General features: G+C 45.1%; 12 protein-coding genes and 1 rRNA gene. 5 read left to right on the forward strand and 8 right to left on the reverse strand.

The window, feature by feature from the left end; all coding sequences use genetic code 11:
- Positions 1 to 139 precede the first annotated feature (139 nt).
- The 8 genes from G6R11_RS17335 to fadB form a co-directional block, all read right to left on the reverse strand.
- A complete protein-coding gene (locus G6R11_RS17335; RefSeq protein ID WP_163134322.1) occupies positions 140 to 1252 on the reverse strand; it encodes an ABC transporter ATP-binding protein in 1113 nt (370 codons plus the stop codon).
- A 5-nt stretch (positions 1253 to 1257) separates the two neighbouring features.
- Entirely contained in the window at positions 1258 to 2112 is an 855-nt protein-coding gene (locus G6R11_RS17340) for a carbohydrate ABC transporter permease (protein WP_163134323.1), read from the reverse strand.
- A 2-nt stretch (positions 2113 to 2114) separates the two neighbouring features.
- The gene (locus G6R11_RS17345; RefSeq protein ID WP_163134324.1) at positions 2115 to 2987 is read right to left on the reverse strand and encodes a carbohydrate ABC transporter permease; all 873 of its coding nucleotides are present in this window, start codon (positions 2985 to 2987) and stop codon (positions 2115 to 2117) included.
- Positions 2988 to 3073: 86 nt separating this feature from the next.
- Complete coding sequence (locus tag G6R11_RS17350) at positions 3074 to 4324, reverse strand: ABC transporter substrate-binding protein (RefSeq protein WP_163134325.1); 1251 nt, start codon at positions 4322 to 4324, stop codon at positions 3074 to 3076.
- Positions 4325 to 4461: 137 nt separating this feature from the next.
- Positions 4462 to 5901: an ATP-binding protein gene (locus G6R11_RS17355; RefSeq protein ID WP_163134326.1), complete on the reverse strand. Its 1440-nt coding sequence runs from the start codon at positions 5899 to 5901 to the stop codon at positions 4462 to 4464.
- Entirely contained in the window at positions 5891 to 6607 is a 717-nt protein-coding gene (locus tag G6R11_RS17360; RefSeq protein WP_163134327.1) for a response regulator, read from the reverse strand. The genes G6R11_RS17355 and G6R11_RS17360 overlap by 11 nt, the downstream gene beginning before the upstream one ends.
- A 135-nt stretch (positions 6608 to 6742) precedes the next feature.
- The gene (gene fadA / locus G6R11_RS17365) at positions 6743 to 7906 is read right to left on the reverse strand and encodes an acetyl-CoA C-acyltransferase FadA (protein WP_163134328.1); all 1164 of its coding nucleotides are present in this window, start codon (positions 7904 to 7906) and stop codon (positions 6743 to 6745) included.
- A gap of 14 nt (positions 7907 to 7920) precedes the next feature.
- Positions 7921 to 10080, reverse strand: a complete 2160-nt coding sequence (gene fadB, locus G6R11_RS17370) for a fatty acid oxidation complex subunit alpha FadB (RefSeq protein WP_163134329.1) — start codon at positions 10078 to 10080, stop codon at positions 7921 to 7923.
- Between the two features lie 270 nt (positions 10081 to 10350).
- Here fadB and pepQ point away from each other — a divergent pair, with 270 nt between their 5' ends.
- The 5 genes from pepQ to G6R11_RS17395 form a co-directional block, all read left to right on the forward strand.
- Positions 10351 to 11676: a Xaa-Pro dipeptidase gene (gene pepQ / locus G6R11_RS17375; protein ID WP_163134330.1), complete on the forward strand. Its 1326-nt coding sequence runs from the start codon at positions 10351 to 10353 to the stop codon at positions 11674 to 11676.
- Positions 11667 to 12293, forward strand: coding sequence for a YigZ family protein (locus G6R11_RS17380; RefSeq protein WP_163134331.1), 627 nt, complete (start codon positions 11667 to 11669; stop codon positions 12291 to 12293). Before pepQ ends, G6R11_RS17380 begins: the two co-directional genes overlap by 10 nt.
- 69 nt (positions 12294 to 12362) lie before the next feature.
- The gene (locus G6R11_RS17385) at positions 12363 to 13820 is read left to right on the forward strand and encodes a TrkH family potassium uptake protein (protein ID WP_163134332.1); all 1458 of its coding nucleotides are present in this window, start codon (positions 12363 to 12365) and stop codon (positions 13818 to 13820) included.
- Between the two features lie 2 nt (positions 13821 to 13822).
- Entirely contained in the window at positions 13823 to 14353 is a 531-nt protein-coding gene (gene hemG, locus G6R11_RS17390; RefSeq protein WP_205472900.1) for a menaquinone-dependent protoporphyrinogen IX dehydrogenase, read from the forward strand.
- A gap of 424 nt (positions 14354 to 14777) precedes the next feature.
- Positions 14778 to 15014 (forward strand): 16S ribosomal RNA (locus tag G6R11_RS17395); the annotation flags it as partial.

Raw genomic sequence — 15014 nt, forward strand, 5'->3', positions numbered from 1 at the left:
CAGCGCTATTGTATACCAGCTAAAAGCGAGGTGTCAGCTGTCAACCTTGACCATTTTGTAGTGAGCGAGCAATAAGGCAGGTATATAAGGCGTATAAATCAAAAAAAGAGGCCGAAGCCTCTTGTTGTTTATTTATTGCTTAGCGTATTCGCTGTTCGTTATTAGGGTCAAAAAACACTGCGCTCGACATATCAAACATTAAGTCTAGGTTTTCGCCCATCACCGCAGGCTTATCGGGGTCTAAGCGACAGCTAATTTCTTTGTCGTTTAGTGTTACCAAGGCAATCGTGTCGGGACCTGTTGGTTCCAGCACCCCTAGTTTTAAGTTTAAGGTGGTCACCAAGGCTTTATCTTGTTTGTAAGGATTTACATGGGTGATTTGCTCTGGGCGAATACCTACTACTACAGATTTTCCTGCGTATTTTTCTAGCCGTTCAGGCAGCGGGATTTGATGTGATTGTTGCTGGTCACATACTAAGGAGCCCACTAAACCTTGGTCACTTTGCTCTACGCTACAATGTAAGAAGTTCATCGCTGGTGAGCCCATAAAACCTGCCACAAACATGTCGGCTGGGTCGTTATAAATCTCGGCAGGGGAGCCAAGTTGTAGCAGCTGACCATCTTTCATCACGGCGATGCGGTCGGCTAAAGTCATTGCTTCAATTTGATCGTGAGTTACATAAACAATGGTGGTGCCCAAGCGCTGGTGTAACTTCTTAATCTCATGACGCATTTCAACTCTAAGCTTGGCGTCCAAGTTACTTAAGGGTTCATCAAATAAGTAAATCTTGGGTTGACGAGCTAAGGCGCGGCCCATTGATACACGTTGCTGTTGGCCACCAGATAGCTGCGAAGGTTTACGGTCTAATAGGTGCTCAATTTGCAGTAACTGGGCAACCCGAGTGATTTCCTTATCGCGTTCTGGTTTATCCATCTTTTGAATTTTCAGGGCAAACTCAATGTTTCCGCGCACTGTCATGTTGGGATACAGCGCGTAAGATTGAAACACCATCGCAATGTCGCGATCTTTAGGGTCTACATCGTTAACCACTTTGCTATCAATGCAGATGTCTCCGGCAGTAATTTCTTCTAGGCCGGCAATCATGTTCATTAAAGTGGATTTACCACAGCCCGAGGGGCCCACTAAGATTAAAAACTCACCCGACTCAATGGAGATATTAATATCTTCTAGGGTATTGGGACCGTTTTTACCATAGCGCTTGTAAAGTTGTTTTATATCTAGGGTCGCCATTGTTTTTATCCTTTTACTGAGCCAGCAGTTAAGCCGCGCACAAAATATTTTCCTGCTACAACATAAACAAATAGGGTAGGTAACGCGGCGATAATCGCGGCGGCCATGTCTACGTTATATTCTTTAACACCGGTGCTGGTGTTCACGAGATTGTTTAAAGCTACGGTGATGGGTTGAGAATCTGAACCCGAATACACCACGCCAAATAAGAAGTCGTTCCAAATTTGGGTAAACTGCCAAATGATGCAAACCATGATGATTGGCTTGGAGATAGGCAGCATAATTTTGAAGAAAATAGTAAAGAAACCTGCGCCATCTAACTTGGCAGCCTTTACCAGCTCACCAGGTACCGATACATAGAAGTTACGGAAGAACAAAGTAGTAAATACCAAGCCATATACCACGTGAACAAAAACCAAACCAGTAGTGGTATTAGCTAAGCCAAATTTGCCTAAGGTGGCAGCCATCGGTAGCAAAATCACCTGAAAAGGAATAAAACAGCCAAATAGCATAAGGGCGAAAAATAGGTTTGAACCTTTAAACCGCCAATGTGCAATAACATAGCCGTTAAGCGCGCCAATTAAGGTAGAAATAAATACCGCTGGAATGGCCATTTTAAAGGAGTTCCAAAAATAGCCTTTCACGCCTTCACAGGTTACCCCAGTACAGGCACTGCCCCAGGCTTTAAACCACGCTTCAAATACCCATACTTCTGGTAGCGACAATAAGTTACCACCACGAATATCAGGTAGGGTTTTAAACGAGGTGAGTAGCATCACCAATAGCGGCATCAAGTAAATGGCGCAAAACAGTATCAAGATGAAATAAATGAACAAACGTCCCGGAGAAAAATTAGTCATGATTATTGCTCCCGGTTACGCAGTTCAGAGTACAAATACGGCACGAGTATGGCGAGCACGCCGCCTAACATCATCATGGCGCTAGCAGCACCTAAGCCCATTTGTCCGCGAGTAAAGGCGTGGGTATACATAAATAGCGCAGGTAAATCTGAGGAGTAACCTGGGCCGCCTGAGGTTAGGGCGGTCACTAAGTCAAAACTCTTAATCGCAATATGTGAGGTAATAATCACCGCACTAAAAAACACTGGGCGCAGGCAAGGTAGTATGATTTTCCAATAGATGATGGGCATGCTCGCGCCATCAATTTGCGCGGCTTTAACAATGCTTGAATCGATGCCACGCAAGCCAGCAAGAAACATCGCCATTACAAACCCTGAGGATTGCCAAACCGCTGCAATCACTAAGGTATATACCGACATGTCATTGCTCACCAGCCAGTTGAATTCAAAGCTGGTCCAGCCCCAGTCGTGCATCATTTTTTCTAAACCTAAGCCGGGGTTTAGTATCCATTTCCAGGCCGTACCGGTCACAATAAATGACAGCGCCATTGGGTAGAGGTAAATAGTACGAATCGCGCCCTCTTGGCGAATATTTTGATCGAGAAATATCGCTAACAAGGTGCCTAAAACAATAGATATTATGATAAACAACACGCCAAAAATCAGTAGGTTAATGCAGGAGGTGACCCAGCGGTCATTTTCCATTAATTTTTGGTATTGCAGTAAACCCGCCCACTTAAAGTTGGGTAAAAAGCGAGAATGGGTTAACGAGAGGTAGCCAGTCCAAGCTACGTAGCCATAAATACATACTGTGACCAGAAATATCGACGGCGACAGAATGATTTTTGGCAACCATTTTTGCAGAGTATTAAACATAGTACAGCCTCGTTCGAACTCCGTGTTCAAACTAACAAGGGGGATAGCAAGGGTAAGCTCCGGCAGGTATGCCGGAGCTTTAAGGCTTATTTAGCGGCTTTAACTACGCGCGCTAATTTAGTTACCGCTTCTTTAGGGTCACCATCTGGATCGTTAAAGAAGTTAGTCACTACATCGTAAATCGCACCTTGAACATAACCTGTGGTGGCTAGGCCGTGCGCCATACTTGGTACAAGGTCACCCGACTGGTTACTGGCTTTAAAGGTAGCCATTGAATCTAAGGCACAGCTGTCAAACTTGCCCATGTCCATATCGGTACGTACCGGAATAGAGCCCTTGTTTAGGTTAAATACTTCTTGGAACTCAGGAGTAAGAATGGTTTTAGCTAAGGCTTGTTGGGCTGTAACGTTGTCGCTATTTTTCAGTTCAAACATGGCAAAGCTGTCGATGTTAAAGGTAAATTGACCGTCGGTGCCTGGTGCTGGTAAACAAACGAAGTCTTTGCCTGGTACTTTACCTGCAGCAACAAATTCACCTTTCGCCCAGTCGCCCATAATCTGCATGCCGGCTTGACCATTAATTACCATGCTGGTAGCAATGTTCCAATCACGGCCTGGTGAGTCGCTATCGATGTAGTTACTCATTTTTTTGAAAACGGTAAATACTTCAACCATTTTGTCGCTGCTAAGTACTGCATCATCATGCATTACAAAGGCTTTGTTATAGTCTTCAGAGCCTAAAATATCTAAGGCTACCGCTTCAAATACTGTGGCGTCTTGCCAAGCTTGGCCGCCGTGAGCTAAAGGAATAATGCCCGCGGCTTTTAGTTTCTCAGCAGAAACAAAAAATTCATCCATAGTGGTAGGGATTTTTGCGCCTGCTTTTTCAAATACAGCAGGGTTAGCCCACAACCAGTTTACGCGGTGCACGTTTACCGGAACGGCTACGTAGTCGCCGTTAAACTTCATCACGTTGGTCACAACCGCAGGCACAACTTCATCCCATTTTTCGGCTTTAGCTACGTCATTCAGGTTACTTAAAAATCCAAGGTCTGCCCACTCTTGAATGTCGTGACCTTTAATTTGTGCAGCTGCTGGTGGGTTACCAGAGATGGCGCGAGTTTTTAATACTGTCATCGCACTTTCACCACCGCCACCGGCCACGGCAAAGTCTTTCCAAGAGTGTCCTTGGGCTTCTAACATTTCTTTTAGCACGCCTACAGATTTGGCTTCACCACCTGAAGTCCACCAATGAAGAACTTCTACTTCCCCTGCATAAGCAAGGTTAATAGCGCTAGTAAGTGCCAGGGTAGAGGCGAGAGTTGCAAATTTACGCATATTGATGCCTTTGTTATTTTTTTGTGAATTCCATTCCTTATTTCACCAATCTTACTGCGGTGATCGGCTATTAAATAGACTAGATGAAACAGCTTGATAACAAAGTAACCTTTTGTAACAACTTCGTTACAAAAGGCTTATTTAATGTGAGGCAGTTGGAGTTTTACTTCTAAACCCCCTTGAGGGAGGTTTTGCAGGGTGATGTCGCCACCATGAGCATGGGCAATATTGCGGGCAATACCGAGGCCTAAGCCAGAGCCAGAATCGTCCTTACTTAAACGCACATAAGGGTTAAATACATCTGTAATTCGCTCTTCGGGTATACCTGGACCGTGGTCTACAAAGAGCAAACATAACTCGGTATCGTCATCGAGCAAATAAATCTCAATGTCGTTGCCGTATTTAATGCCATTTTCGACAAGATTGCTAATGCATCGCTTAATTGCCAAGGGTTTACCGCGATAAGGTGTTTCGGTTTCACCAAATACCACTACCTTGCCAGAGAAGGGTTCTATGCAATGCTTAAGGTGGGTCATTATATTGATATCACTAAGGTTTTCGTGAATATCGGTATCTTTAACTGTTTGCAACGCACCTTTTGCCATGATCTCTAATTCGTCTAAATCACGATTAAAAGCATCAATTATTTTTTCATCGTCAAGCAACTCAGCACGCAAACGTAGTCGCGTAATCGGTGTTTTTAAGTCGTGAGAAATGGAGCGAAACAGTAATTCCCGATCTTCAATATAACGCTTAAGTTTCCCCTGCATGGTATTAAAAGCGCGGGTGGCTTTGCGAATCTCATCGCTGCCTTCTTCCACCAGTGGCGGCTGAAATAAATCGATGGTTAAGCGCGAAGCAGCTTTGGCCAAGCGGCGCAATGGCCGGGTTTGGCGGCGAACTAAAACAAAGGTAAACAACAACAAGAAAAAGGTCATCAAGGCGATGAACATGATGCGATCTTGCGGTAATAAGTTGTCTTGCAAGCTCATGTAAGGGGCAGGTAATAGCGCAGCTAAATAAATCCATTCTCCACTTTCTAGCTCTATTTGAGTGACTAAAATAGGTGGATTAAGCGGTTCAATTTGTAAGGTGTGTGAAGCCCAAGAAGAGGGCAAGTCTTTAAGTAATATATCGTTTTTGAGTACATGCAGCTTATCGGGCATGGAGAAGTCGACATCAATCATTGGGCTGCGATTGAGCTCGCGATGTAATACTTCACCTACGGTTTGAATCACAATATTCTTGCGATGACTATCCGGTATGGATTCAATATCTATGTATTCTTGATTGAGAGATACGAAGAAACGGGTGCCGCCCATTTTGCGCAGCTGGTTAAGCACAATATGCCGATACTCAGAGGGCAAGGACTCAAAAAAAGTCACCGTTGAAGCTAAGCTTAAGGCTAGGTTGTGCGAAGTAGAGCGCAAGCCTTCGGACTCGGATTGGCGTAATTGATAAAACCAAATAAAGCTGCTGGCACCTTGCGCTAAGCCAATTGCTAACAACAGCAGCAATAGCATTCTCGCTAACAAGGAGTTGGGCTTTATCCGATTTAGAAAAGCCTTAAACTTCATGGCTCACTTGCGTCACCATCATGTAACCCACACCTCGAATAGTTCTAATCAAGCGGGTATTGCTACCATCATCTTTGAGGCGCTGGCGCAAACGACTAATTTGCACATCTATACCGCGTTCCATGGGCAAGCTTTCGCGGCCGCGAGTGGCGTCGCTAATAGTATCGCGATCAAGGGTTTCGTTAGGGTGCTGCAAAAATAGCTGCAACAAACGGTAATCGCTGCTAGATAACTCCAGCTTATCACCGTCTTCATGCTCTAGTTGCTGGGTTTGGCTGTCTAAGCGCCACTGACCAAAGCGGATATAACGGGTATTTTGCTGGGCATTGGCGGTAACTTGAGAGCGGCGCAATAAGGCTTTTACTCGAGCAAGTAGCTCTCTAGGGTTAAAAGGCTTGCCAATGTAATCATCTGCGCCGAGCTCTAAACCTACAATTCTATCCATTTCGTCTGAGTTGGCGGTGAGCATGATAATCGGCACATTTGAGGTGCGACGAATTTTTTGGCACAGGGTAAAACCATCGTCCCCGGGCAACATAATATCTAGAATGATTAACTCAGGGTCGTTGCTCTCTAGCAAGCTTGCCATTTCTTCACCGTCATTGGCGCTAATCACATCAAAACCTGACTTACTTAAATATTGTTCAAGTAAGCTGCGAATTTCTAAGTCATCATCCACAACCAATAACTGTTTAGCTAAAACCATGAGTCTCAATTCTGTCGTTCGAAGAGTGTATGGCCATAGAATAACAAACTACGGGCTTGGGAAAAACGCCTGCTCTGCTTATGCAAAAAAAATGGGAGCACAAGGCTCCCATTTCTTTACTCACTGTTTATTAGCTTATGGGCGCTCAAACACCGTAGCGATACCTTGGCCTAAACCAATACACATGGTGGCAACACCAAGTTTGGCATCTTTGGCTTCCATTAAGTTGATTAAGGTGGTTGAGATACGCGTGCCTGAACACCCTAGTGGGTGACCCAAGGCAATTGCGCCACCGTTTAGGTTTACCTTGTCGTCAACTTGCTCGAGTAAACCCAAGTCTTTTACGCAAGGTAGCGATTGAGCAGCAAAGGCTTCGTTAAGCTCAAATAGGTCGATGTCTTCCACTTTCAATCCAGCACGTTTTAGTGCTTTTTGAGTCGCTGGAACTGGGCCGTAACCCATGATGGATGGATCGCAGCCAGCAATTGCCATAGAGCGCACTTTAGCGCGCACTGTTAAGCCTAGCTCTGCGGCTTTTTCTGCTGACATTACCAACATGGCTGATGCACCATCAGAAAGTGCTGAAGACGTACCCGCGGTCACTTTACCGTTGGCTGGATCAAATACAGGGCGTAATTGAGACAAGCCTTCAGCAGTGGTTTCTGGGCGAATAACTTCGTCAGTTTCAATTAGCTTTAAGGTGCCATCGGCATCGTGGCCTTCCACTGGGAAAATCTCGCTAGTGAAGCGACCTTCTAAAGTGGCTTGATGGGCTAAGCGGTGCGAGCGAGCGCCAAATTCGTCCATCGCTTCACGACTAATGCCGTGCATTTGCGACAGTAATTCTGCGGTTAAACCCATCATGCCTGCTGCTTTGGCTACTGACTTAGCCATGCCTGGGTGAAAATCTACCCCGTGGTTCATTGGCACGTGACCCATGTGCTCAACTCCACCAACGATGAAAACATCACCTTGGTCGGCCATAATGGCGCGAGCGGCATCGTGTAAGGCTTGCATCGACGAGCCACACAAACGGTTTACGGTTACAGCACCGGTTGAGTGAGGTAGGCCTGCTAACAGCGCAGCATTTCGCGCTACGTTAAAACCTTGTTCGAGGGTTTGTTGCACACAGCCCCAGTACACGTCTTCAATGTCATTGGGGTCAAGTTTAGGGTTACGTTCAACTAATCCTTTCATTAACTGAGCAGATAAATCTTCGGCACGTACATTTCTAAAGCAGCCATTTTTTGAACGGCCCATTGGAGTACGAATACAATCAACAATCACTACTTCTTTCATTTTATATTCCTCCATTAGCCTTGCTTGCCGTAATAAGTTTCACCTGCCGCTGCTTTGGCGCGCAAGCCGTCAGTCACTTGATAAAGTGGACCTAGTTCAGCGTATTGGTCTGCCAGAGCTACGTAGTTGTCTAAGCCCATGGTGTCTAAGTAGCGGAATACACCGCCTCGAAAAGGTGGGAAGCCTAAGCCATACACCAGTGCCATATCGGCTTCGGCAGGGCTTTGAATAATGCCTTCTTCTAAACAGCGTACGACTTCGTTGATCATTGGAATCATCATGCGAGCAATAATTTGTTCGCTGCTGTAGTCATAACGCTCTTTGCATATTTTAGTGAGTAGCTCATAGCTTGCTGGGTCGGCGTCTTTTTTAGGCTTGCCGCGACGATCTTTGGTGTAGGCGTAGAAGCCTAGGCCATTTTTCTGACCAAAACGTTCTGCTTGGTACATCACGTCAATCGCATCTTCACCGGTTTTGCTCATCCGCTCTGGGAAGCCGTCGGCCATTACAGCACCAGCATGGTGGCCAGTATCAATACCAACAACGTCAAGCAAGTAAGCGGGACCCATTGGCCAACCAAATTGCTTCTCCATGATTTTGTCTACTTTTACAAAGTCGGCGCCATCTTGCAGTAAACGGGTAAAGCCAAAGAAGTAGGGGAACAGTACTCGGTTTACAAAAAAGCCGGGGCAGTCATTCACTACAACTGGGGTTTTGCCCATTTTGGCGGCATAGGCCACTACGCTGTCGATAGTTTCTTGCGAAGTATGTTCGCCGCGAATTACTTCAACCAAAGGCATGCGATGCACCGGGTTGAAGAAGTGCATGCCACAGAATTTTTCTGGTCGGCTTAAGTTTTTCGCTAGTAAGGAAATAGGAATTGTAGAGGTATTAGAGGCAATAATAGTATCCGCAGATACTTTTTGTTCTACCTCTTGTAATACTGCTGCTTTAATTTTTGGGTTCTCGACCACGGCTTCTACCACAATGTCGCTGTTTGCGATTGATTCGTAATTTAAGCTTGGATTAATCGCCGACAGTATTTTGCCCATTTTCAAGCCATCAATTCGGCCACGTTCTAATTGCTTGTTTAGCAATTTACTGGCTTCATTCATGCCTAGCTCTAAGGCTGCTTGATTAATGTCTTTCATCACTGCAGGTACGCCGCGACTGGCACTTTGGTAGGCAATGCCTCCGCCCATAATGCCTGCGCCTAATACCGCTGCTTGATTAATGCTTTGGGCATTCTTCGATGCCTTTTTGGCTAAACCTTTAAGTTGTTGGTCATTTAAGAAAATGCCGACCAAGGCTTGAGCAACCTCTGATTTAGCTAAACCAATGAAGTATTTACCTTCTAGCGCTAAGGCTTCTTCGCGGCCACAAGCGGCGGCCTTTTCCATGGTTTTAACTGCGGTGATAGGCGCAGGGTAGTGTGGACCTGCTTTAGCGATAACCATGCCTTTGGCGCAGTTAAAACTCATCATCGCTTCAATTTTGTTTAGGGCCAGCGGTGAAAGCTTGGCTTGACGGCGGGTTTGCCAATCGATTTTTTCGTTTATCGCATCATTTAACATGCTTAGGGCTGCATCGTGTAAACGTTCAGCGGGGACAACCGCGTCTACCATGCCAAATTTTTGAGCTTCTGCTGCTTTGTAGTTTTTGCCGGTAGTGATCCACTCCATGGCGTTATCAGCACCAATCACTCGCGGCAATCTTACCGTCCCACCAAAGCCGGGCATGATGCCTAATTGGGTTTCTGGCAAGCCAATGCGTGCACTTGGCTCTGCAATGCGTAAGTCGCTTGAAAGGATAAATTCGCAACCACCACCTAATGCGTAACCATTAATTGCTGAAACAGTAGGTACTGGCAGATCTTCTAGGGCGTTAAAAATGTCGTTGGCTTTTGTTAGCCAAGCGCCAAGTTCTGCTTCGGGTAGTGCAAATAGGCCTAAAAATTCAGTGATATCTGCACCAACAATAAAGGCGTCTTTTGCCGAACTAAGTAGTAAACCTTTTAGCTCCGTTTGCTGCTGCAATGCGCTAATGGCTTCATCTAGCGACACTAAAGTGCTTTTATCTAGCTTGTTAACACTTCCTTGCTTGGCATCGAATGTTAGTTCAGCGATACCGTCGGCAATATAGCGAACACTAAGGTTCTCGCCTTGATATATCATTCTGCTCTCCTTGTTGCTGGTGTGCATTGCACCAGTATTGTGTAGGGGTAAGAGATAATTTTGTAATCAATTTGTTACTTAAACATTAAAACAAATATAACGACCATTTAAAACACCTGTTTGATATTTTGTTGAGTGCCGCACAAAACTGGCTGTAAAGCTATGTGCTATATCCTTAATAAATCGTCAATTAACTGCTCTAGATCCAACAATATGTTTATTAAATGCGCTATAACTAAATAGCTAATTAATAGTCGTAGAGAGGGTGCTATGCCAACTATTCATCAACTGTTTTCTCAGCACATAGAACAATTGCAGCAACGCGTTGCGGATGTATTAGAGCGTGAGGAGCTTGATGCGCTGATTATTCATTCGGGCTACCCGCTGCGCACGTTTTTAGATGACCAGCATTATCCTTTTAAAACCAATCCGCATTTCAAACACTGGTTACCATTAACCGCTCACCCCCATTGTTGGCTTATCGTAGATGGCCAGAGCAAACCCAGCTTGGTTTATCATCAACCCAATGACTATTGGCATAAAACTGCCGGTGACCCAGAAGGCTTTTGGGTGGATTTCTTCGATATAAAATTGATGGCCAATCCGCAAGATATAGAGCCGTTTTTACCGACTAAACGGCAGCATTGCGCTTATATTGGAGAGCATCCAGAGCTTGCCGAGGCTTTGGATATTGGTGAGCGAAACCCAGAGTCGGTGCTTAATTATTTGCATTACTACCGCGCCTATAAAACTGATTATGAGTTGGAGTCCATTCACGAGGCTAATCATCGCGCGGTTAAAGCCCACCTTAGTGCCAAAGAACTGTTTTTTGCTGGTGCCTCTGAGTTTGAAATTAATTTAGCCTATTTAGCTAGCTTGGGAAAAAGTGAATACTCACTTCCTTATTCCAATATTATTGCCATGAATCAAAATGCAGCGATTCTTCATTACACCGCTTTAAGCGCCAGTAAGCTTGCCGAGAAGCAGCATTATTCAATGTTGATTGATGCTGGTGCGGAATATAGAGGTTACGCTGCAGACATTACCCGAACCTATGCTTACCGTAAGGGCTTGTTTGCCGAGCTGGTTACAGAAATGGATAAACTACAGCTAGCTTTGATTGCCGATATCAAACCCGGGCAACGTTATACCGATTTACATCTTAAAGCGCATCGTCAGCTAGCCAAATTGCTGGTGGATTTTGAGTTTGTTTATTGCAGTGCCGCAGCAGCCGCTGAAAAAGGCATTACTCGCTGCTTTTTCCCGCATGGTCTTGGGCATCACTTAGGCTTACAGGTGCATGATGTGGGAGGTTTTATGCTAGACGAAGATGGTGACGTATTGGCAGCTCCAGCTAACGACCCATTTTTACGCTGTACCCGAATCATAGAACCGCGCCAAGTGCTTACTATCGAACCTGGCTTATATTTCATTGAGAGCTTGTTAGCTGAATTGGCCGAATCGGAGCATACCCGCTTGATTAATTGGGCAAGGGTTGATGAAATGCGTCGCTTTGGCGGTATTCGCATAGAAGACAACATAGCGGTTACTGCATTGGCATCTAATAACCTCACTCGAGAACAAAATTGGCAATAGCAGTAAGTGACTATTTTAAACCGCAACAAAGCGTAAGTTGTGAAGAGCTGATTAAACGTAGCCGTTTTATTAGCTTGATTATTCCAGTAGCTAATCGCCAACAAGCTCAGCAACAGTTAGAGCAAGTAAAGCAGCAACATCCACAAGCTCGTCACCATTGTTGGGCGTTTGTGGCTGGCCATCCTAGCGATAGCCAATGCTTGGGTTTTAGCGATGACGGAGAACCCTCGGGCACTGCAGGTAAACCTATGTTGGCTCAATTACAGGGCAGTGGTTTAGGGCAAATATTGGCGGTGGTGGTTCGTTACTCTGGTGGGATAAAACTAGGCACAGGCGGTTTAGTTAAAGCCTATGGTGGCGGAGTTCAACAGGCATTAAAACTGGTTGAGTCAGAGCGAGTCGTCGCGCATGGTGAATGTAGTTTAGAGTTTGAATACGCTTATACTGCACAAGTAGAAAGCATGCTTGAACGCTACAAAGCCACTAAATTAGACACCCAGTTTTCTAGTTTGGCTCAAATGCAGGTGAGCTTACCGCTTAGCGAATATGAAGGTTTCAAGCAACAGCTGATTAACCTCTCAAGTGGGCAGATTAAGGTAGGGAAGCTGCTGTCTTAAGTTGTCTTGTGCAACGCTTTACTTCAAGATATGCAGCATTAACTTTATTTAGAATGAGATACGACACGGATGCAGATCAGAGCGATTATTAGGATCGTTGGGCTTCTAGTAATGCTATTTAGTCTCGCTATGATCGTTCCGGCTATTGTCGCTGCGGTATATAAAGATGGCGCAGGTAAGGCCTTTATGGCGGCTTTTGCGCTGTGTGTTAGTGCGGGCTTTTTACTTTGGTTCCCCCAGCGTCAGCAAAAAACCGAGCTTAAAGCCAAAGAAGGCTTCCTTATTGTTGTTCTATTCTGGACAGTACTGGGTAGCGTAGGTGCGTTGCCGTTTATTCTCACCGAAAACCCCAACATGTCGGTGACCGACTCCTTTTTTGAATCCTTTTCTGGCTTAACTACCACTGGTGCTACCGTTATTGTTGGCATCGAGAATTTGCCCAAAGGTATTTTGTTCTACCGGCAAATGCTGCAATGGTTAGGCGGCATGGGGATCATTGTATTAGCCGTTGCGGTACTGCCTATTTTGGGGGTAGGTGGTATGCAGTTATATCGTGCCGAAATTCCTGGCCCTGTTAAAGATAAAAAGATGACCCCTAGGATTGCCGAAACCGCCAAGGTGCTTTGGTATATCTATTTGTTTCTTACTATTAGTTGTACGGTAGCATTTTGGCTGGCAGGGATGTCGATGTTTGATGCGATCTGTCATGCCTTCTCAACCATTGCCATTGGTGGTTTCTCTACCTATGACGCCAGCCTCGGCCACTTTGATAGCTCCCTAATCAATACCATCTGTGCAGTGTTTCTGATTATCTCTGCGATTAACTTCTCATTGCACTTTGCCGCGGTGAATGGCCGTAACATTACCTTTAAATACTATTTTCTCGACCCTGAGTGTCGTGCCTTCTTCTTTATTCAAATTAGCTTAACTCTTATATGTGTAGCGATTTTATTGGCGCAACAGGTCTATGACTCACCTACGGTGGCACTTGATCAGGCCTTTATACAATCGGTATCTATATCAACCACCGCCGGCTTTACTACGACCAGCTTTTCCGAGTGGCCTTTGTTCTTACCGGTACTATTAGTATTCTCTAGTTTTATTGGTGGCTGTGCCGGTTCTACGGGTGGCGGCCTAAAAGTGATTCGGGTATTTCTGCTGAGCCTACAGGGGATGAGAGAACTCAAGCGTTTGGTTCACCCGCGTGCTGTTTATCAAATTAAGTTGGCAAATAAAGCTTTGCCCGACCGAGTATTAGAAGCGGTGTGGGGATTTTTCTCTGCTTACACCTTAGTATTTGTAATTTGTATGTTGGGGCTTATAGCGTCAGGTATGGATGAGCTATCGGCATTTTCAGCAGTGGTGGCTTGTTTAAACAACCTTGGTCCGGGGCTTGGTCAAGTAGCTGTGCACTATTCAGATATAAGTGACGCCAGCAAATGGGTATTGTTAATTGCTATGCTATTTGGCCGCCTAGAAGTGTTTACCTTATTGGTACTATTTACCCCTGTGTTTTGGAAAAGTTAATCATGAAGTTGTTAGTATTATATTCAAGCTGCGAAGGACAAACCTTAAAGATTGCCAAGCACATTGTGGCGCAGCAAGAGGGAGAAGTAGCAGCTGATTACATACAGATAGATAGTAATCAACAAAGCCTAGATTTAACGGCGTATGACAAAGTACTGATTGGCGCATCCATTCGTTATGGCAAATTCAGGCCGCAACTGTATTCCTTGTTAGCCGAGTACCAAAACCAACTGGCTAATGTTCCTGTAGCGTTCTTTGGTGTGTGCCTTACCGCCCGTAAGCCTGAGAAAAACACCCCCGAAACAAGTGTATATATGAGGAAGCTAAACCTTAATGCCGCTTGGATGCCTAAATTGCAAGCCGTGTTTGCAGGCGCCTTGCTTTATTCTAAGTACACTTGGTGGCAAGCCCTTCTGATCCAATTCATTATGAAAATGACTGGCGGCAGTACCGATAAAAGCCAAGACTTAGAGTTAACTGATTGGACGAAGGTAGATGAATTTGCTACTCAGTTCTCAAATTTGAATGATTAGTCAGCAATATCTATAGTTTTTGTACGGATTTGCACAAGCTTTAACCACTTAAACAAAAATCCTAATATTTCTTCAAAAAACGCTTGCACCTGAAACGCGCATCCCTATAATGCACCTCCACTGACACGGCACGCAGCGCTCTAAAGCGAGGCAAGGCTAAGTCAGGGTTGGTAAGGCCTGAGGCTTTATTAGCGGCTCAAAAACTTCTTCTTAATTAATATTAAAAAGCGGTTGACAGCCACAGAGGAAAGCGTAGAATGCGCACCTCGCTTCGACAAGAAGCAACGCTCTTTAACAATTTATCAAGCAATCTGTGTGAGCACTCACAGGGCCTTAAGCGAAAAAATTAAGCTTAAGTGAACTGGAGTCTTGCACTGTAATAACAGTAATAATTTCAGTTTTTAACTTTGAGCGAAAAAACTTTTGATTGAAGAGTTTGATCATGGCTCAGATTGAACGCTGGCGGCAGGCTTAACACATGCAAGTCGAGCGGTAACAGAAAGTAGCTTGCTACTTTGCTGACGAGCGGCGGACGGGTGAGTAATGCTTGGGAATATGCCTTTACGTGGGGGACAACAGTTGGAAACGACTGCTAATACCGCATAATGTCTTCGGACCAAAGGAGGGGACTCTTCGGAGCCTTTCGCGTATTGATTAGCCC

Source organism: Agarivorans sp. Alg241-V36 (assembly GCF_900537085.1).
Taxonomy (GTDB): Bacteria; Pseudomonadota; Gammaproteobacteria; order Enterobacterales; family Celerinatantimonadaceae; genus Agarivorans.

Coding starts and splice junctions, on each gene's coding strand:
- fadB (WP_163134329.1), bottom strand. CDS start 10,080: ATGATATATCAAGGCGAGAACCTTAGTGTTCGCTATATTGCCGACGGT.
- hemG (WP_205472900.1), top strand. CDS start 13,823: ATGAAGTTGTTAGTATTATATTCAAGCTGCGAAGGACAAACCTTAAAG.
- G6R11_RS17340 (WP_163134323.1), bottom strand. CDS start 2,112: ATGACTAATTTTTCTCCGGGACGTTTGTTCATTTATTTCATCTTGATA.
- G6R11_RS17335 (WP_163134322.1), bottom strand. CDS start 1,252: ATGGCGACCCTAGATATAAAACAACTTTACAAGCGCTATGGTAAAAAC.
- G6R11_RS17355 (WP_163134326.1), bottom strand. CDS start 5,901: ATGAAGTTTAAGGCTTTTCTAAATCGGATAAAGCCCAACTCCTTGTTA.
- pepQ (WP_163134330.1), top strand. CDS start 10,351: ATGCCAACTATTCATCAACTGTTTTCTCAGCACATAGAACAATTGCAG.
- G6R11_RS17350 (WP_163134325.1), bottom strand. CDS start 4,324: ATGCGTAAATTTGCAACTCTCGCCTCTACCCTGGCACTTACTAGCGCT.
- G6R11_RS17360 (WP_163134327.1), bottom strand. CDS start 6,607: ATGGTTTTAGCTAAACAGTTATTGGTTGTGGATGATGACTTAGAAATT.
- fadA (WP_163134328.1), bottom strand. CDS start 7,906: ATGAAAGAAGTAGTGATTGTTGATTGTATTCGTACTCCAATGGGCCGT.
- G6R11_RS17345 (WP_163134324.1), bottom strand. CDS start 2,987: ATGTTTAATACTCTGCAAAAATGGTTGCCAAAAATCATTCTGTCGCCG.
- G6R11_RS17385 (WP_163134332.1), top strand. CDS start 12,363: ATGCAGATCAGAGCGATTATTAGGATCGTTGGGCTTCTAGTAATGCTA.